The sequence below is a fragment of the Allohahella marinimesophila genome (genome assembly GCF_039538005.1).
In the GTDB taxonomy this organism is placed as follows: Bacteria; Pseudomonadota; Gammaproteobacteria; order Pseudomonadales; family Oleiphilaceae; genus Allohahella; species Allohahella marinimesophila.
Window position 1 is genome coordinate 711,012 of sequence record NZ_BAABBO010000001.1, and the last position, 16,996, is coordinate 728,007.

At 58.1% G+C, this 16,996-nt stretch carries 19 protein-coding genes; 13 read left to right on the forward strand and 6 right to left on the reverse strand.

The annotated features are described in order from the left end of the window. Positions 1-83 precede the first annotated feature (83 nt). The 9 genes from ccmA to ccmI are packed head-to-tail and all read left to right on the forward strand — an operon-like array spanning position 84 to position 7,497. Complete coding sequence (gene ccmA / locus ABD735_RS03150; RefSeq protein ID WP_344803191.1) at positions 84-770, forward strand: heme ABC exporter ATP-binding protein CcmA; 687 nt, start codon at positions 84-86, stop codon at positions 768-770. Next, on the forward strand, positions 767-1,438 hold the full coding sequence (gene ccmB, locus ABD735_RS03155) for a heme exporter protein CcmB (protein ID WP_344803193.1): 672 nt from the start codon (positions 767-769) through the stop codon (positions 1,436-1,438). Before ccmA ends, ccmB begins: the two co-directional genes overlap by 4 nt. Before the next feature lie 28 nt (positions 1,439-1,466). After that, on the forward strand, positions 1,467-2,258 hold the full coding sequence (locus ABD735_RS03160) for a heme ABC transporter permease (protein WP_344803195.1): 792 nt from the start codon (positions 1,467-1,469) through the stop codon (positions 2,256-2,258). Further along, positions 2,255-2,506 (forward strand): heme exporter protein CcmD, encoded by a 252-nt coding sequence (gene ccmD, locus ABD735_RS03165; RefSeq protein ID WP_344803197.1) that lies wholly within the window; start codon positions 2,255-2,257, stop codon positions 2,504-2,506. The genes ABD735_RS03160 and ccmD overlap by 4 nt, the downstream gene beginning before the upstream one ends. Before the next feature lie 53 nt (positions 2,507-2,559). Beyond that, positions 2,560-3,018 carry a cytochrome c maturation protein CcmE gene (gene ccmE, locus ABD735_RS03170; protein WP_344803199.1) on the forward strand — a complete coding sequence of 153 codons (459 nt, stop codon included), beginning with the start codon at positions 2,560-2,562 and terminating at the stop codon, positions 3,016-3,018. Next, positions 3,015-5,120 carry a heme lyase CcmF/NrfE family subunit gene (locus ABD735_RS03175; protein ID WP_344803201.1) on the forward strand — a complete coding sequence of 702 codons (2,106 nt, stop codon included), beginning with the start codon at positions 3,015-3,017 and terminating at the stop codon, positions 5,118-5,120. Before ccmE ends, ABD735_RS03175 begins: the two co-directional genes overlap by 4 nt. Positions 5,121-5,123: 3 nt before the next feature. Continuing rightward, positions 5,124-5,660, forward strand: a complete 537-nt coding sequence (locus ABD735_RS03180) for a DsbE family thiol:disulfide interchange protein (RefSeq protein ID WP_344803203.1) — start codon at positions 5,124-5,126, stop codon at positions 5,658-5,660. Then, positions 5,657-6,154, forward strand: a complete 498-nt coding sequence (locus ABD735_RS03185; protein WP_344803205.1) for a cytochrome c-type biogenesis protein — start codon at positions 5,657-5,659, stop codon at positions 6,152-6,154. The genes ABD735_RS03180 and ABD735_RS03185 overlap by 4 nt, the downstream gene beginning before the upstream one ends. Then, the gene (ccmI, locus tag ABD735_RS03190; RefSeq protein ID WP_344803207.1) at positions 6,154-7,497 is read left to right on the forward strand and encodes a c-type cytochrome biogenesis protein CcmI; all 1,344 of its coding nucleotides are present in this window, start codon (positions 6,154-6,156) and stop codon (positions 7,495-7,497) included. The genes ABD735_RS03185 and ccmI overlap by 1 nt, the downstream gene beginning before the upstream one ends. 33 nt (positions 7,498-7,530) lie before the next feature. Here the strand turns inward: ccmI and ABD735_RS03195 are convergent, their stop codons facing one another. The 5 genes from ABD735_RS03195 to ABD735_RS03215 form a co-directional block, all read right to left on the reverse strand. After that, the gene (locus ABD735_RS03195) at positions 7,531-8,034 is read right to left on the reverse strand and encodes a DUF1499 domain-containing protein (protein WP_344803209.1); all 504 of its coding nucleotides are present in this window, start codon (positions 8,032-8,034) and stop codon (positions 7,531-7,533) included. A 78-nt stretch (positions 8,035-8,112) separates the two neighbouring features. Further along, a complete protein-coding gene (locus tag ABD735_RS03200; protein ID WP_344803211.1) occupies positions 8,113-8,862 on the reverse strand; it encodes a YciK family oxidoreductase in 750 nt (249 codons plus the stop codon). 24 nt (positions 8,863-8,886) lie between these two features. After that, positions 8,887-9,597 carry an HAD family hydrolase gene (locus tag ABD735_RS03205; protein WP_344803213.1) on the reverse strand — a complete coding sequence of 237 codons (711 nt, stop codon included), beginning with the start codon at positions 9,595-9,597 and terminating at the stop codon, positions 8,887-8,889. Beyond that, positions 9,590-10,294, reverse strand: coding sequence for a bifunctional 2-polyprenyl-6-hydroxyphenol methylase/3-demethylubiquinol 3-O-methyltransferase UbiG (gene ubiG, locus ABD735_RS03210; RefSeq protein WP_344803792.1), 705 nt, complete (start codon positions 10,292-10,294; stop codon positions 9,590-9,592). The genes ABD735_RS03205 and ubiG overlap by 8 nt, the downstream gene beginning before the upstream one ends. Positions 10,295-10,461: 167 nt before the next feature. Beyond that, entirely contained in the window at positions 10,462-11,898 is a 1,437-nt protein-coding gene (locus ABD735_RS03215) for a TRZ/ATZ family hydrolase (RefSeq protein WP_344803215.1), read from the reverse strand. 106 nt (positions 11,899-12,004) lie between these two features. Between ABD735_RS03215 and mtnA the strand changes: the two genes are divergently transcribed. Then, the gene (gene mtnA / locus ABD735_RS03220; protein WP_344803217.1) at positions 12,005-13,144 is read left to right on the forward strand and encodes an S-methyl-5-thioribose-1-phosphate isomerase; all 1,140 of its coding nucleotides are present in this window, start codon (positions 12,005-12,007) and stop codon (positions 13,142-13,144) included. A 54-nt stretch (positions 13,145-13,198) separates the two neighbouring features. Continuing rightward, positions 13,199-14,185 (forward strand): NADPH:quinone oxidoreductase family protein, encoded by a 987-nt coding sequence (locus tag ABD735_RS03225; RefSeq protein ID WP_344803219.1) that lies wholly within the window; start codon positions 13,199-13,201, stop codon positions 14,183-14,185. Positions 14,186-14,210: 25 nt separating this feature from the next. Here the strand turns inward: ABD735_RS03225 and ABD735_RS03230 are convergent, their stop codons facing one another. Next, positions 14,211-14,492: a hypothetical protein gene (locus ABD735_RS03230; RefSeq protein WP_344803221.1), complete on the reverse strand. Its 282-nt coding sequence runs from the start codon at positions 14,490-14,492 to the stop codon at positions 14,211-14,213. 180 nt (positions 14,493-14,672) lie between these two features. On the opposite strand from ABD735_RS03230, the gene ABD735_RS03235 reads away from it, so the two are divergent. Both ABD735_RS03235 and ypfJ read left to right on the forward strand, forming a co-directional pair. After that, on the forward strand, positions 14,673-16,106 hold the full coding sequence (locus ABD735_RS03235) for a mannose-1-phosphate guanylyltransferase/mannose-6-phosphate isomerase (protein ID WP_344803223.1): 1,434 nt from the start codon (positions 14,673-14,675) through the stop codon (positions 16,104-16,106). A gap of 30 nt (positions 16,107-16,136) precedes the next feature. After that, a complete protein-coding gene (ypfJ, locus tag ABD735_RS03240) occupies positions 16,137-16,994 on the forward strand; it encodes a KPN_02809 family neutral zinc metallopeptidase (RefSeq protein ID WP_344803225.1) in 858 nt (285 codons plus the stop codon). Positions 16,995-16,996: the final 2 nt, after the last annotated feature.

The window sequence follows — 16,996 nt, forward strand, 5'->3', positions numbered from 1 at the left end:
AGCGCATCCGTAAGCCCCCTGCCGAAACTCACATCGCTGAGGGCTGTCACTTTTGCCGCTAGTTTCATGAGGAGCGAGGGCTGTTGTCCGCTAAAGTCAGTCTCCTGAGCGCACAAGGCCTTGGCTGCGAACGCAACGACCGTCTACTGTATTCCGGGCTCGATTTCGAGTTGAAGGCAGGCGAAATCTGTCAACTTCGTGGTGCCAACGGCGCGGGCAAGACGACGCTGCTGAAAAGTCTCGCCGGCCTGACGCCGCTGCAGGCTGGTCGTGTGGTGGTCAGCCTGGTCGGTGCCGAGGCGGTCCCGATGCAGCTGGGTGTCGAAGGCAGCACCATGAACTGGTCGCAGAGTGGCCTCGGCTGTTGCTTCATCGGACACCGCAGCGGCGTGAAGTCTTTGCTGACCCCCCTTGAAAATCTGCTGTTCTGGTATCGTCTCAATCACCATGACAGTCGCGCCGATTCGGCGCTCGCAGAAGAGCTTCGGGCAGCACTTGGCTGGGCAGGCCTGGAACAGAGTATTGACACCCAGTGCGCCTACCTGTCAGCTGGCCAACAGCGCAGAGCCGGGCTTGCCCGTCTTGCGCTGACGCAGGCGTCGGTATGCATTCTCGACGAACCTTTCACGGCCATCGATGCCGATGGCGTTGTCCTGCTCGAGCGAAGACTCGAAGCCCTGGCCGCCGAGGGCCGGATCATATTGCTGACCTCTCATCACGTGCCCGACATCGCCAATTTGCGCCAGATCGAATTGAGGCAGAGCGCATGAGCACGCTTCTGACCGTTATCAGACACGACATGAAGCTGGCGTTTCGAAGGCCGGCCGACTTTGTCAATGCCCTTGCGTTTTTCGTTATTGCGCTCACCCTGTTCCCGCTCGGCGTCAGTCCGGAGGACAGCTTTCTCGTTCCAGCGGCCGCAGGCCTGATCTGGGTAGCCGCGCTATTGGCCACCCTGCTGTCGCTCAATCAGCTTTTCGAGAGTGATGCCCAGGATGGTACACTGGAGCAATTGCTGGTATCGGGGCAGCCTCTGTTTGCCATTGCCCTGTGCAAGGTAGCCGTGCACTGGGTAGTGACCGGCCTACCGGTCATTCTCATGACGCCTTTACTGGCGGTCATGCTGCAACTGCCGGCGGATCTGTTGCCAGTGCTGCTGGTGTCGATGTTGCTGGGCACACCTGTACTCAGCCTTATCGGGGGCATCGGCAGTGCCTTGACTCTGGGGCTGAGAGGCGCACATATCATCACGAGCCTCATCGTTCTGCCGATGTATGTGCCTGTTCTGCTGTTCGCCACGGGTGCGGTGCTCTCTGCACAGGCCGGTGCTGAGTTTGATGGCCAACTGGCGGTGTTGGGAGCGCTGCTTGCACTCGCGCTGGCACTGGCACCATTTGCCATAGCGGCTGCACTGCGTATCAGTGTGAGTCAGAATTGATGCTGACCTGTCTCTGGAATAGAACACAATGACTGCTGTATTCAAACGATGGTTTCACCGCTGGGGTTCGCCAAAATGGTTTTACGATCGTGGCCGGCGCTGGCAGCACATCTTCACTTTCGTCGCCCTGGTAATGGTCCCACTCGGTGTCGTGTGGGGCCTTGCCTTCGCGCCGGTGGACTATCAGCAAGGTCATAGTTACCGAATTATCTATCTCCATGTGCCCGCAGCTTTCGTCGCGCAATCCTGCTATATCATGATGGCAGTGGCTGGCGTCGTCAGTATCGTCTGGCGAATGAAAGTGGCAGATGTGGTGCTGATTTCGGCCGCGCCCATCGGTTTGTCGTTCTGCTTCATCGCACTGTTTACCGGCGCCGTCTGGGGCAAGCCCACCTGGGGCACCTGGTGGATCTGGGACGCACGACTGACTTCGATGCTCATACTACTGTTTCTCTATGTCGGCATTATGGCGCTGTATTCGGCAATAGAGGATCTGGCGGCAGCTGGCAGGGCCTGCGCGCTGCTGGCCATTGTCGGCGTGGTCAACATTCCCATCATCAAATATTCCGTGGACTGGTGGAATACGCTGCATCAGCCGGCCAGTCTCAAGTTAACTGAAAAACCCAGTATGCCCGCAGAGATGTGGATGCCCCTGCTGGTCTGTATCATCGGGTTCTATGCGCTGTTTCTCGCTCTGGTATTCTTACGAACGCGTAACGAGATTATACGGCGTGAACGACGTACCCTCTGGGTCCGATCGCTGGTGGCCGGAACGGGTGTGCCCGATGCTAATAACTCAGGATCTGGAGCGCAGTCATGACCTTTGCCTTCGATAGCCTGGAAGCCTTTTTCGCGATGGGCAAGCACGGGTTTTATGTCTGGCTCTCCTATGGCGTCGGCTTTGCCGTCATTCTCATCAATATTCTGTTAGCGAAACGTCAGCGAGCCCAGGCCTTCGAGCAGGTGCGTCGTCTGGCGAGGCTGGACGCTGTCTCCGCAGGGGGCTCTGAACCGTCCGCGCAGGGTGTGGACTCAGCGTCCGCTGCCAGGGATGCCAGCCAATCCTGATCTCGCGGCGCTAACAGCCATGCATGACCCAAAAGTCAGAGGTTGCAGTAGTCATGAATCCTAAACGCAAACAGCGTCTGATGGCCGTCGGCCTGATTGTCTTCGGCGTCTCCAGTGCTATCGGGCTTGCAGCCTATGCGCTGCGCAGCAACATCGATCTGTTCTTCAATCCAAGCCAGATTGCCACCGGAGAAGCGCCGCTCGCGAAGCGAATTCGTATCGGTGGAATGGTGGTGGAAGACAGCGTCCGACGGGACCCTGAGTCGCTTCAGGTTCAGTTCGCATTGACGGACTACAAGAATACCGTGACCGTCTCCTACACTGGTATACTCCCGGACTTGTTCAAAGAAGGGCAGGGGATCGTGACCTCAGGGGAACTCAATGGTGCAGGCGTGTTCGAAGCCACCGAAGTACTGGCAAAGCACGATGAAAACTATATGCCCCCAAATGTGCAGCGCGCATTGGACAAGGCGCACGAATCAGGCGCCCCAACGGAAGATGGCAGCCTGTGATTCCTGAAGCCGGTCATTTCGCCCTCATTCTGGCGCTCTGCGTTTCGGTTCTGCTGTCTCTGGTACCGCTTGCCGGCACCTACCTGAAAGTGCCGCTCTGGCAGCAGAGTGCCCGACCGCTGGCGGTGGTGAATGGCGCACTGCTGCTACTGTCTTTCGCCGCACTCACTCACGCCTTCCTGACCGACGACTTTTCCGTAGTCTATGCCGCTTCCCATTCCAACTCGCTGATGCCCTGGTATTTCAAGTTCAGCGCCGTCTGGGGTGGTCACGAAGGCTCCTTGCTGCTCTGGGTGCTCATCCTGTCTTTCTGGACCGCAGCTGTGGCGCTTCTGAGCCGACAGCTGCCGCTCGAACTGAAGGCGAGGGTGCTCTCGGTGCTCGGCATGATCAATGTCGGCTTCCTGCTGTTCATCCTCTTGACCAGCAACCCTTTTGAGCGTTATTTGCCCAACTCGCCCACTGATGGCGCGGACCTCAACCCGCTGCTCCAAGACTTTGGCCTGATCGTGCATCCGCCGTTGCTCTATATGGGCTACGTAGGCTTCTCGGTCGCATTTGCCTTTGCCATCGCTGCACTGCTGGGCGGAAGACTGGACGCCACCTGGGCGCGCTGGTCCCGCCCCTGGACCACAGTGGCCTGGGCTTTTTTGACCCTCGGTATCGCGCTGGGCAGCTGGTGGGCCTATTACGAACTCGGCTGGGGTGGCTGGTGGTTCTGGGATCCTGTCGAAAACGCGTCCTTCATGCCCTGGCTGGCTGGGACAGCGCTGATGCATTCGCTGGCCGCGACCGAAAAGCGTGGTGTCTTCAAAAGCTGGACAGTGCTGCTGGCCATTTTCACCTTTTCACTGTGCCTGCTGGGCACCTTCCTCGTGCGTTCCGGCATACTGACTTCGGTCCATGCGTTCGCCAATGATCCTGAGCGGGGCCGTTTCGTGCTGATGATGCTCGGCGTGGTCATCGGTGGGTCATTGCTGCTGTACGCACTGCGTGCGCCGGTGATCAAAAGCCGTGTTCACTTTACTGAAACGAGCCGAGAAAGCTTTCTGCTGGCCAACAACATCATATTGTTCGTCGCTTCGCTGACCGTACTCGGCGGTACCTTGTTTCCGCTCGCCGCTGAGTTCTATGATTATGAGGTGTCAGTCGGTGCACCATATTTCAACCTGATGTTCGCCTTCCTGACCCCGCTGCTGGCTATCGCCCTCGGTTTCGGTGCGCGTAGCCGGTGGAAGACCACCAGTTCGGCGCGGCTGCTGGACAAGACCGTTATCCACGCTGCGATTTCATTCGTGGCTGCCGTGATCATTCCCTGGCTATATGGCGAGTTTTTCTTCCTGGCCATGGTAGGTGTCTTCATTGCGGCCTGGGTAAGCTGTGCAACCGTGAGCGACATCCGTGAAAAGACCCGGAACAAGGGACTCTGGCGTGGATGGCAGCAGACCTCGCGCAGCTACAAGGGCATGATCTTCGGGCACATCGGGCTGGCTGTAATGATCATGGGCGCCGCGATAGTGTCTCATTACACGGTCGAACGTAATGTTCGGCTTGCACCCGGAGAGGCTGCTGTTTTCGGTGATTTCCTGGTGACGTTCGATCGAATGGAGAAGGTGCGAGGCCCGAATTACATCGGTGATGCAGCTACATTCGATGTGTTCCCGGCACCTGGAGAAACGGCAGCGCTGGCGGGACTATCGCCGGCCGCGCTGAAGATGAAATATGTCGGAGAGGGTGCAGAGCCGCTGTTCGAGCTCAAGCCTGAAAAACGCCGTTACGTGGTCTCGAGCTCGCTCATGACTGAAGCGGGGATCAATCCGGGATTGTTCAGGGATATCTACATTTCCCTCGGCGAACCCCTGGGGTCGGGAGAGAAGGAACAGGCCTGGGCGGTGCGCCTTCAGTATAAGCCGCTGGTGCGTTGGCTCTGGCTAGGGGCCATTTTCATGGCACTCGGCGGTGGACTCGCAGTCAGTGATCGACGCTATCGGTTAAAGATTCGCCAGCGCATCGACCGCTCGCCTGGCGAGCCTGCTATCACGCCATCGTCTGATGTCGATGCCAGCGTCCTCAAGCCTATAGCCCCTCGCAGTGGAGCCTGATTGTTGAGAAAGCGCATACTCCTGTTCATCCCGCTTCTGGTGTTCATCATCCTTGTCGTTCTCTTCAATGCCCAGATGGATACCGATCCTACTCAGCTGGATATGGCGAGAGCTGGTCAGCCGGTGCCGGATTTCAGCCTCGAGGCACTGGATGAGCCGACACGAACCCTTAACAACGCCGACCTGCCGGACCAGCCCTACCTCATTAATGTTTGGGCCACCTGGTGCCCGGCTTGTCGGGTCGAGCATCCGTACCTGGTCGATCTGAAAGAGAAGGGTATAAACATTGTTGGTCTCGACTACAAGGACGAGCGTGACAAGGCGGTCGCCTGGTTAACTGATCTTGGGGACCCCTACAGCCTGGTGCTCTTCGACAAGGATGGCCGCCTCGGTCTCGATCTTGGGGTCTATGGCGCGCCCGAGACCTACGTAGTCGACAGCGAAGGTCTGCTCAGGTATCGGCACATCGGCATCGTTAACGAAAAGGTCTGGCAGGATATTCTGCGGCCACAATTGATTGAAGCAGGCTGGAAGCCATGACCCGATTATTACGCACACTCATGATGCTGATGGTCATGAGTCTTTCAGGCCATTTGCCCGCTGCGATTTACGAGTTCAGCAGCCCTGAGCTCCAGGAGCGTTTCGAGGAACTGGTCTACGAATTGCGTTGTCCGAAATGTCAGAACCAGAATATCGCTGACTCGAACTCACCCCTGGCCAGCGATCTGCGTGATGAAGTGCAGCGTCTGCTCGAAGATGGCTACAGTGATGAAGCCATTCGCAATCATATGACGGACCGCTACGGTGAGTTCGTGCTCTACAAGCCGCAGGTGAACGAACGCACCGCCATTCTATGGTTTGGCCCAGCCGCAGCAGTGCTCACAGCCCTGATCGGGCTGTTCTGGTGGCTCCGTGTCAAAGCTCGACGTGACCATGTGGCAGCTGAAGCAGCACCACAGGTTGATGAAATGGATGAACAGCGTCTGGCCGAACTGAAGCGCCAGGCTGCCGATTATGAGGTACGTCGAGACTGATGTTTTCCCTGTGGTTACTGTTTTTCCTTATTGCAGCAGGCACTGTTGCGGCCCTTTTGATGCCTGTTCTCGGCGCGCGATCTATTCGGCAGCGCCAGCCCGAACTGCTGCCCGATGAAGCGCAGTCGAATCTCGCGCTCTACACCGATCGAAAAAAAGAGCTGGAACTTGACCTGGCTTCGGGCACCATCGATGCCGATCAGCATTCGCTTCTCCTCAAGGAGCTTGATTCGAGTCTGCTCCAGGATGATGCTGGCGATGCCGGTCCAAGCCGTATTGCGCCGAGGCGTTGGGCTGCTCCTGCGCTGGCGATATTGACCGTGATGATTCCGCTTGTTGCGTTGCTGGTGTACCTGCAGCTCGGCAGTGTCGGCGGGTTAAGGCAGGCGCAATGGCTGCAAGACACCAGAACAGCCATTTCCGCGCAGCCTGGTGATGTGGAGGCGGCTGTGGCCACGCTTGAACGCCGATTGGCGGAGGATCCGGACAATCCGGAGGGTTGGCTTCTGCTTGGCCGAACGCTGACCGCGATGCAGCAGTACTCGGAAGCTGCGGAAAGTTACACCCAGCTCGTCAGGGCCTTGCAGCGGACAGAAAACAATTCGTCACGCCTGGGGTCCGCGTGGGGCTTGCGCGCTGAAGCCCTGTTTTTCCGTGACAATCGGCTTACGCCCGATGTACAGCGTGCGGTAGAGCAGGCCCTCGCCAATGATCCAGAGGAGTTGAATGCCCTGAGTCTTCTTGGCATCGCCAGCTTTCAGGCGGGTCAGTACGAGCGGGCTGCAGGTTTCTGGGAGCGCATTCTGGCGCTAGATCCTGAGGGCAAGGATGCTGCGGTACTACGTGATGGTATTGCGCGGGCGCGGCAGTTGGCCTCAGGCGGCGAAGTGGCAGCGAACACAGCTGAGCCGGCCTCATCTGCGGAAGCAGCCGGGCCTGACCAGCTCCAGTCCGAACAGGCAGCAGCTGGGCCTGCCGTAGTCGTCAAAACCAGGCTGTCAGAGGCAATGGCTGAGCAGCTCAAGGGCACTGACCTCGGCGAGCTCACGCTGTTTGTTCTGGCCAAGGCACCAGAGGGCAAAGGGCCGCCGATGCCGCTGGCTGTGGTGAAAACCACTGGCGCTGATTTACCAGCCGCCGTCACGCTCAGCGACAGCAATGCGATGACAGAAGCCGCGAAGCTATCGATGTTTCCGCAAGTGGATGTGATAGCAAGGTTATCCCGATCCGGTTCGCCAATCGCCCAGGCCGGGGATATTGAGGGCCGCCTGAGCGGGCATACGCTGACGCCCGGTGCTCAGACCGTAGAACTGCTCATCGATACCGTCATTGCCACGCCCTGATCAAGGCCTGCGGGGCTAGATCAGGACGCTGATCTATTTGTCAGCGAGCGCTGCCCTGATTTCATCGATGCGTTCCCGGTTGACGCCCAGGTCGCTGTAGCCCATGCGCGAAGCCGAGCGAACGTCAATCTGTTTTGCCTCGGGGGCGAGCAGAAACTCCACATCATCGACGAAGCCGAACAGGCTGCTCTTGTATTCCACTCGCATATAGCCTTCGCTCTGAGAAACGATCGTGGCATTGCCCGTCTCGCTGATGAGCGTCTGGAGCATCTGCCAGGTCTGCTGCGGCTGCGCTGCAGCCAGGGGCTGGATGTGATGGTCAGTGTCGTCTTTCGAGGCAAAGCTGTTGACACAGTTTGGCTTGTCAGGGCAGGGCTTGAGGCGGTCACCTTCGACGCCAAGGTCGCTCGGCGGCGTGCCGCTACAGCCACCGAGAATGGCTGCGAGCCCTAATCCACTCGCTATCGCTCCAACCTTGTGGCCTGCCTTGCGAATACTGCCGAGCGCGAATGGCGCGACTTTCCTTACATTGATCATACTGCTTCCCTGTGTGTCGAGATAATGAAGTGATTGTTGTGTTGGCTGATACTCCGCGCCGGCTATCAGGCCTGATGATCAGCCAGCTGAACCCTCTCTGGCTGAAAAGGTCTGGCCACTGATGCCACGGCTATCTGCCCCCATGAGGTAGAGATAGACTGGCATGATATCTTCCGGCGTCGGCAATGAGTCCGGATCTTCGCCTGGAAAAGCCTTGGCTCTCATCGGGGTGCGGGTACCGCCTGGGTTGAGGCTGTTAACGCGTACTGCGCTGCCAAGTTCTTCCGCCAGTACCTGCATCATGCCTTCCACGGCAAATTTGGAGATACTATAGGCGCCCCAGTAAGCACGGCCCTTGCGGCCCACACTGGACGATGTAAATACGAGGGAGGCATCCTTCGACTGCTTCAAAAGTGGGATCAATGCTCTCGTCATCAGAAATTCGGCGTGCACGTTCACCTGCATGACCCGATTGAAGCTATCGGGATCGTATTGTTCGAGCGGTGTGAGTTGGCCGAGCAGGCCGGCGTTATGCAGCAGGCCGTCGAGTCGACCAAATGTGTCTTCAATCGCCACGGCCAGCTGATCATAATCATTGGTCAGTGCGCTTTCGAGATTGACCGGAAAAATGGCGGGCTTGGCGCCGCCGGCCGCTTCGATCTCATCGTAGACGGATTCGAGTTTACTGATAGTGCGGCCTACGAGAATCACGCTCGCGCCATGACGCGCAAAGGTCAGAGCTGCTGTTCGCCCGATACCGGACCCTGCACCGGTGACGAGGATAACCCGCTCTTTCAGAAGATCACTGGGTGCCTGATAACTAAACATGGTGAGAAATCCTTGCGGTGATGATCAATGCGGCGCTCCAGACTCGTGCGGGAGCGCCTCGAGAAAGCCGAGCAGTTCATCAGGTGTGTGTATACAGAGGTCGGCGTCCCAGGCGGCGGGATCCTCACCAGCGTCTACATAGCCATACGCTGTGGCAATGGTGAGCATGCCGGCTGCATTACCAGCCTGTATATCCCTGACGTGGTCGCCCAGATACCAGCAGGCAGAGGGCTCGACGCCCAGCAGCTGGCTAGCCAGAAAAAGTGGCTCCGGATCCGGCTTGGTGCGACTGACGTCATCCGGACACACCAGCACACCGCACTGAATATCCTGCTCCATGGCCTTGAGGAGGGCTTCAGCGTAGACGCGCGGCTTGTTGGTGACGATGCCCCACTTGATACCTTTGCGCTCTATGGATTCGATAACGGCTTCGAGCCCCTCGAAGAGCTGACTGTCGACACGAATGAATTCAAGATACAGATCGAGCAGCTCCTGTCGTTTCTCGGAGTAGCTGTGATGGCTGTCGTCAATTCCAAACGAAAGGCCAATCAGCGCCCGTGCGCCTGAAGATACAACCGGTCGAACCTGCGAGTAATCCAGCGGCGCCCGCTGATAGCGTTCGCGCTGCAGATTGACCACGCGGTGGAAGTCCGGTGCGGTGTCGATGAGGCATCCATCGAGGTCAAACAGCACAGCTGCCGGTGTCTGCTTCAGACGGGTGCTTGTCTCACTCATTGTCCGGCCTTTGCACGTGCATCATGTAATTGACGTCAACGTCCTTGCCGAGGCTATACACCTTGGTGATCGGGTTGTAAGTCATCCCTGTAAGTTCGAGGAGTTCGAGATCGGCAGCACGAACAGCCTTGCCGAGTTCCGCCGGCGTTATGAATTTCTTCCATTCATGGGTGCCACGGGGAAGAAGTCTCAACACATATTCAGCGCCAACGATGGCGAAAAGAAATGATTTCGGGTTGCGGTTGATGGTCGAGAGAAAGACATGCCCTCCAGGCTTGACCAGCTGCGCACAGGCTTTGACGATGGCGGCCGGATCTGGCACGTGCTCGAGCATTTCCAGGCAGGTGACGACGTCGAAACTGCCAGCATGCTGCGGCAGCATAGATTCAATTGTCCGCTGCTCGTAATTGACTTCGACACCACTGTCGAGGCTATGCAGGCGGGCGACCGACAGCGGCGTCTCGGCCATATCTATACCGGTCACATGCGCGCCAAGGCTCGCCATGCCTTCGCTCAGCAGACCACCGCCGCAGCCAACATCCAGCACCTTGAGCCCCGGGAGTTCAGCGCGTTCGTTGATGTAGTCGAGCCTGAGTGGGTTGATGTCGTGCAGTGGCTTGAATTCGCTCTTGGGGTCCCACCAGCGATGAGCCAGGGCATCAAATTTGGCAATTTCGGCATTGTCGACGTTGGCCATGTTGACCACCGGGGGCTGACCACCCGCACTGTGCCCGGATGAGCTGCCATGTTCCTGTGAGCTACTGTGCTGAGTCATTATCCTGTCCTGAAGTCCCTGAAAATATGAAAGAGAAAAGGGCGGGGCGGTGTGGCCCCAGCCCGGGGGCGGCAAGGATCTGGCCCTGCTCAGCCCCTGTTGCTGGCGATGGTTTCACGCCAGCGTCCCACCTCTGCCATCAGCCGGTCCGTATCGATATTGACGAGCAGTCCGCGCTCCAGCTGTCGCCGGCCACCGACCCAGACATCACTGACATCACGTGAGTTTACGCTGTAGGCGAGGTGCGAGACCAGATCATAACAGGGTTGGGAGGAAGGGTCTGTCAGGGTGATCGCTGTCAGATCGGCAGCTTTGCCGGCTTCGATACTACCGCAGCGATCAGCCAGACCAAGCGCTGTCGCTCCGCCGAGTGTGGCCATGTTCAGGACTGCGGAAGCTGAAACCGCCGCTGCACTGCCGCTGACAGCCTTGCCAATCAATGCAGCCGTGCGCATCTCGAGCAGCAAGTCGAGATCATTGTTGCTGGCAGCCCCGTCGGTGCCAATACCCACCACCACGCCGGCGTCCAGCAGCTTCTGCACCGGACAGAAGCCCGAGGCCAGTTTGAGATTGGACTCGGGCGAGTGAATGACCTTGGCATGGGTTGCCTGGAGCAGTCCGATGTCGCTGTCGATGAGTTGTGTCATGTGCACACACTGCGTGTTCTGGGTCAGGCATCCCAGCTCAGCCAGTCGCTGTATGGGTCGCTTGCCATGGATCTTCAGCGATTCTTCGACCTCGAAAGCGGTCTCATGCAGGTGGACCTGTATGTCTGCATCCAGTTCGTCTGCCAGTACTGCAATCCGTTTGAGCGGTTCATCAGACACCGTATAGGGCGCGTGAGGACCGAAGGCGACCTTGATCAGTCCATCGTCGCGATATTCGTTCAGCAGGCGCGTACCCTTGCGCAGGTATTCGTCGGCGTCGCTCGCCCACACGGTGGGGAAGTCCAGCACCGGGAAGGCAATCTGTGCCCGCATGTGAAGCCGGGTCGCGACTTTCGCTGTGACCTCGGGAAAATAATACATATCCGAAAAGCAGGTCGTACCACTACGCAGCATTTCGGCAATTGCCAGCTCCACACCACAACTGGCAAACTGTTCGGAGACGTGTTCCGCTTCCGCTGGCCAGATATGTTCCTGCAGCCAGGTCATCAGGTCGCGATCGTCAGCCAGACCACGAAAGAGCGTCATCGCGGCGTGACCATGAGCGTTGATCAGACCTGGAACCAGCACATGGTGGGGCAGCTCGGTGACTCGGGTTGATGCATACTGCTGCCTGAGTTCAGCCGCATGACCGACCGCGAGTATGTCAGTGCCTGCTACGACTACTGCCTGCTCGCTCTGCACATGAGCCACGCCGCCGGTCATGGTGATAAGCCAGCGCGGCACGATGAGTTCGGTCGCCGGCTGAGTGCTACGATCTTTCAGTGCCTCCCCACGCTCATCGAGTGCAGTCAGGCCATTCTGACCAGGGCCAGCCGGAGCCGTCGGTGATTCTGCGTGAGCGCTTGCTGTATACTCCATGTCTACTCGTATCCGATATCTGCGGTGCGTTGTAACAGTCACATAAGTATACAGAAATTCAGCCTGCCCGTACCCACTACGCATCTGCCGGAGCAACTTCCAGACCATGACATCATCAACCCGATCTTCCGTCACATCCACGGATACTGTTACCGCCATTCGCTGGGATGATCAGGCCCTGCATCTGCTTGATCAGCGGGCCCTGCCACTGCGGGAACAATGGATAGTATGTGACTCTGCAGATGCCGTTGCAGATGCGATTCGTACGATGGTCGTTCGCGGCGCGCCGGCGATAGGTATCAGTGCCGCTTATGGCATGGTGCTCGCTGCCAAGGCTGCGGTCGATGCCGGCCACTCAAGTGCCTGTTCAAAAACGATGCTTGTGGCCGTGAATGCGGCGAGTGAGTTACTGGCCGCCTCCCGACCAACGGCCGTAAATCTGTTCTGGGCGATTCGGCGCATGAATCGTGTTCTCGAGCAGTTGCTGCCAACGCTGGGCGAAGGTTCTGTCCAAGCAGCGGAGACTTTCATCAAGGGCTTTTCTGCTGAAGCCGTCGCCATTCACGATGAGGATCTACAGAATAATCTGCTCATGGCCCGGCATGGCGCCGAGCTCATCAGCGCCCTCGCCAAGGACGGTCAGGCTCAGCCCATCGTGACCCACTGCAACACTGGCAGTCTGGCCACTGGCGGTCACGGCACAGCGCTTGGCGTCATTCGCAGCCTGCATGAGCAGCAACTTGTCGACCTGGTGTATGTGGATGAAACACGCCCATGGATGCAGGGTGCCCGCCTGACCAGCTGGGAGCTTCAGCGAGAAGGCATTCCATGTGCCTTGATTGTCGACTCGGCTGCCGCTTCGATGATGGCGCGCTCACCCCGGCAGGGCTGGGTGATCGTCGGCGCGGATCGGGTCGCTGCCAACGGCGATGTCGTAAACAAGATCGGCACCTACGGCCTTGCGGTTCAGGCGCGATACCACGGCTGGAAGTTCATGGTGGTGGCACCCACAAGTACCTTCGACCCGGCCGTCGCGACCGGCGCTGAGATAGAAATAGAGGAGCGGCCAGGAAGCGAGATCGTTCAGATTGGCGACAGTCGCTTCGCTGCCGAAGGCGTACGCTCCATCAATCCGGTGTTCGATGTGACCCCGGCAGCGCTGATCGATTATCTGGTCAGCGAACGAGGCGTCATCAACCGCCCAAGACGCGACAGCATTGCCGAGCTGAAGCTTGGCGTCGATTGAGCCGTCAGCTTGCGGTAGACTCAGTTAACAAAAACACGAGGAGCACAGTGATTCATGAAAGCCGTTCTATGTAAGACGCTCGGACCTGCGAGCAATCTCGTCATCGAAGAGACCGCCGATCCAAAATTGAATGCCAAGGGTGTGCTGATAGAAGTCGCCGCAGCCGGTCTCAATTTTCCCGACACCCTCATTATCGAAGGTAACTATCAGTTCAAACCGACGCTGCCCTTCAGCCCGGGCGGTGAAATCAGCGGACGCGTGCTGGAAGTGGGTGAGCAGGTCGAAGGCTTCAAGGTCGGTGACCGGGTGATGGCCCTGACCGGCTGGGGCGGTTTTGCAGAAAAGGTCGTGGTCGGCGCATCCAATATCGTGCCGACGCCGGAGAGTCTGGACGATGTGACTGCTGCCGGGTTCATGATGACTTACGGTACCTCGATGCATGCACTGAAGCAGCGAGCAGATTTGCAGCCGGAAGAGCGGGTATTGGTTCTTGGCGCTGGCGGCGGCGTCGGTCTTGCCGCTGTCGAAATCGCCAAGGCTATGGGTGCATATGTCATTGCAGCTGCCAGCAGCGATGAGAAACTCGAAGCAGCCAAGGCTGCCGGTGCCGACCAGTTTCTCAACTACGGTCGTGAAGATTTCAGGGATGCGCTCAAGGCCATTTCCAAGAATGATCCCATCGATGTCGTCTATGATCCTGTAGGCGGCGACAAGACGGAAACTGCACTGCGATCTCTGGGCTGGAATGGCCGTCACCTGGTCATCGGCTTCGCCAGTGGTGAGATTCCCAAAGTCCCTGCGAACCTTACTCTCCTGAAAGGCTGCCAGCTGGTCGGCGTGTTCTGGGGTGCGTTTGCACAGAAGTTTCCGCAGGAAAACTTCGCGAACTTCAAGCAGCTGGGCGTCTGGCTGAACGACGGTCAACTCAAGCCGAAGGTAAACGAGATCTACGATTTCGAGGATGCGCCTAAGGCTATCGAGAATATGGCGGAGCGAAAGCTGGTAGGGAAGGCAGTAGTGAGAGTAACAGCGAAAGGGTAGAGCGTGCCTGATTGTGTCGGCGCCCTCAGGGCGCCCTGAATGTGCTGGTCAGGATTCTGACCGGCTCGAGTGCGAAGTCCGGGTTGAATTTTTCAACTGACAACCACTCGCTGGTCTCGCGCAATTCGGCCTGATTGTAATCTGCTTCGCTGGTATCTACCATCAGCACTTCAGGCGAGGTCGCTTCGTTTTCATTACCGAACATGGCCAGCAGGCCCAGAAAGGCCGTGGCAAATATGGCTTTGTAGAACTGCGAATTCTGGCGTCGCGAGTTCAGTTGTTGAGTCGATGTAGCTTGTGCCGGCACTCCGGTCTCCATTTTACGCATTCCATTGGAACTGACTAGTCTAGGATCTTGTCCGAACTCACGGTATCAGTATTTGTAGCAGACTCTCCGGGCTACGGCAGAGTTGCTCAGAGTGTTGTAGACTTACTGACCAGATTGACCGGCGCCGTAGGTGCCAGAACACTTCGACAGGATCAAAGGATGTTAACCAGTGTCATTTTATGCGGCGGGTCTGGCACCCGCCTGTGGCCGCTTTCCAGAGAGGCTTTTCCCAAGCAGTTCCTGAGCCTCACCCAGGCGGGATCGCTCCTGGCTGAAACGATTGCGCGAATCGGAAAGCTCGAGGCCGACCGGCTGCTGGTCGTCAGTAACGAAGAGCATCGCTTTCTGGTCGCGGCGACCTTGCAGAACGCGGGTCTCAAGGCGAGCAACGGTGGCAATGCCATCATCCTCGAGCCGAGTGCACGAAATACCGCACCCGCCATAGCGCTGGCCGCTTTTGAAGCACTGGAATCGGACCCGGAAGCCATCCTGCTCGTATTGCCGGCGGATCACGTCATTACTGGAACCGAAACCTTTGTGGCGGCGGTCGCCACCGCAGTGGAGGCCGCGAAGACAGGCGCCATGGTCACCTTCGGCATCGTCCCAGACAGCCCTCATACCGGCTACGGCTATATCCGTTCCGCCAGAGCCGAGGGCCGGGCAGCCGATGACACCAGCCCGATGCCTGTGACCGAGTTTGTGGAAAAGCCTGACCAGGCAACGGCAGAGCGCTATGTAGCCTCTGGCGAGTATCTCTGGAACAGTGGCATGTTCGTTTTCCAGGCCAAGCGCTTTCTGGAGGAACTGAAGACATTTCGCCCGAAAATCCATGAGGCCTGTCAGGCGGCTTTTGCCGGGAAGACACGTGACCTGGATTTTCTCCGGGTGGACGAAGCTCGTTTCAATGCCTGTCCGGATGATTCGATTGACTACGCCGTGATGGAACAGACCGACTCGGCCGTAGTCGTGCCGCTCGACGCAGGCTGGAGCGACGTCGGCTCCTGGTCTGCGCTTTATGAGATGCAGGGCAAGGATGCACATGGCAACGTCGCTCGCGGCGATGTTATCACCGAAGACGTCAGTGGTTGCTACCTGCATTCCGAGGGGCGGCTGATTGCCGCAATAGGGCTTCAGGATCATGTCGTGGTCGAAACAGACGATGTCGTGCTCGTGGCTGCTATGGACCGGGTCCAGGATGTAAAGAAGCTGGTGGCGCAGGTGCGAGCCAAGGCGCGCGATGAGCATCGCTTCCACAAGAAGGTTCATCGGCCTTGGGGCACCTATGAGGGCATTGCATTGGGAGAGCGCTTCCAGGTCAAGCGCATTCAGGTCAAGCCAGGTGGGCGCCTGTCATTGCAGAAGCATCATCATCGGGCTGAACATTGGGTGGTCGTCAGCGGCACTGCACTGGTCAGTCGCGATGGCGAGGACATGCTGCTGAGTGAAAATGAAAGTACCTATATTCCGCTGGGTGTCACCCATCGGCTGGAAAATCCCGGCGTCATCACGCTCGAGTTGATCGAAGTACAGTCAGGCAGCTATCTCGGCGAAGATGATATCGTTCGCTTCGAAGACACGTATGGTCGTACCTGAAGCAACAACAGGTGAAGCGGGCGGACAGGCATGAAATGGAGAAAACTGCGGAGTAGCCGCAATGTCGAAGATAGGCGTGGGCGTAGTTCCGGTGGCAGGCGTCTGCTTGGTGGCGGGCTTGGTTCCGTCGTATTGATTCTGGTAGCCATGTACTTCGGAGTCGATCCTGCGGTGATTGGCACCTTGCTCGACCCCGGAGCGTCGCAATCGAGCGAGCAGTCCGCCCCCACCGCACCAGAGCAGCTGACCGATGAGAAATCACAGTTTATTGCTGCGGTACTGGGTGATACGGAAACCACCTGGCATGCCGTGTTCGACAGCGGGGGCGGCAGCTACGAAGAGCCGCGCCTGGTGCTGTTTTCTGATTCGGTCCGCTCGGCCTGCGGATTTGCGCAGGCGGCGATGGGGCCCTTCTATTGTCCTGCGGATCGAAAGGTCTATCTGGATCTGAGTTTCTTCGACGATCTGGGTCAGCGCTATGGTGCGCCGGGTGATTTTGCGCAGGCCTACGTGATTGCGCATGAGGTCGGTCATCATGTGCAGACACTGCTGGGCATTTCTGCTCAGGTGCAAGCGCAGGGGCGGGGTCGATCCGAAGCTGAGATCAATGCGCTCTCGGTGAGGCAGGAGCTGCAGGCTGACTGCTTCGCCGGTATCTGGGCGCATTCCGCAGAGCAGAAGCGTGCTTTGCTGGAGGATGGCGATCTTGAAGAAGGTCTTAGTGCAGCCAGTGCTGTTGGCGACGACCGCCTGCAAAAACGCAGTCAGGGTTACATCGTCCCCGAAAGCTTCACCCACGGTACTTCGCAGCAAAGGATGGACTGGTTCAGACGCGGCTTCGACAGTGGTCGTGTGGAGGATTGTGACACCTTCTCAAACGCTGGTTGAGA

What these genes read in the sequence shown, in the direction of transcription:
- ABD735_RS03205 (WP_344803213.1), bottom strand. Translation starts at nt 9,597, where the DNA reads ATGAGTGAGACAAGCACCCGTCTGAAGCAGACACCGGCAGCTGTGCTG.
- ypfJ (WP_344803225.1), top strand. Translation starts at nt 16,137, where the DNA reads ATGAAATGGAGAAAACTGCGGAGTAGCCGCAATGTCGAAGATAGGCGT.
- ccmE (WP_344803199.1), top strand. Translation starts at nt 2,560, where the DNA reads ATGAATCCTAAACGCAAACAGCGTCTGATGGCCGTCGGCCTGATTGTC.
- ubiG (WP_344803792.1), bottom strand. Translation starts at nt 10,294, where the DNA reads ATGGCCAACGTCGACAATGCCGAAATTGCCAAATTTGATGCCCTGGCT.
- ABD735_RS03195 (WP_344803209.1), bottom strand. Translation starts at nt 8,034, where the DNA reads ATGATCAATGTAAGGAAAGTCGCGCCATTCGCGCTCGGCAGTATTCGC.
- ABD735_RS03160 (WP_344803195.1), top strand. Translation starts at nt 1,467, where the DNA reads ATGACTGCTGTATTCAAACGATGGTTTCACCGCTGGGGTTCGCCAAAA.
- ABD735_RS03235 (WP_344803223.1), top strand. Translation starts at nt 14,673, where the DNA reads ATGTTAACCAGTGTCATTTTATGCGGCGGGTCTGGCACCCGCCTGTGG.
- ABD735_RS03185 (WP_344803205.1), top strand. Translation starts at nt 5,657, where the DNA reads ATGACCCGATTATTACGCACACTCATGATGCTGATGGTCATGAGTCTT.
- ccmI (WP_344803207.1), top strand. Translation starts at nt 6,154, where the DNA reads ATGTTTTCCCTGTGGTTACTGTTTTTCCTTATTGCAGCAGGCACTGTT.
- ccmD (WP_344803197.1), top strand. Translation starts at nt 2,255, where the DNA reads ATGACCTTTGCCTTCGATAGCCTGGAAGCCTTTTTCGCGATGGGCAAG.
- ABD735_RS03215 (WP_344803215.1), bottom strand. Translation starts at nt 11,898, where the DNA reads ATGGAGTATACAGCAAGCGCTCACGCAGAATCACCGACGGCTCCGGCT.
- ABD735_RS03200 (WP_344803211.1), bottom strand. Translation starts at nt 8,862, where the DNA reads ATGTTTAGTTATCAGGCACCCAGTGATCTTCTGAAAGAGCGGGTTATC.
- ABD735_RS03225 (WP_344803219.1), top strand. Translation starts at nt 13,199, where the DNA reads ATGAAAGCCGTTCTATGTAAGACGCTCGGACCTGCGAGCAATCTCGTC.
- mtnA (WP_344803217.1), top strand. Translation starts at nt 12,005, where the DNA reads ATGACATCATCAACCCGATCTTCCGTCACATCCACGGATACTGTTACC.
- ccmB (WP_344803193.1), top strand. Translation starts at nt 767, where the DNA reads ATGAGCACGCTTCTGACCGTTATCAGACACGACATGAAGCTGGCGTTT.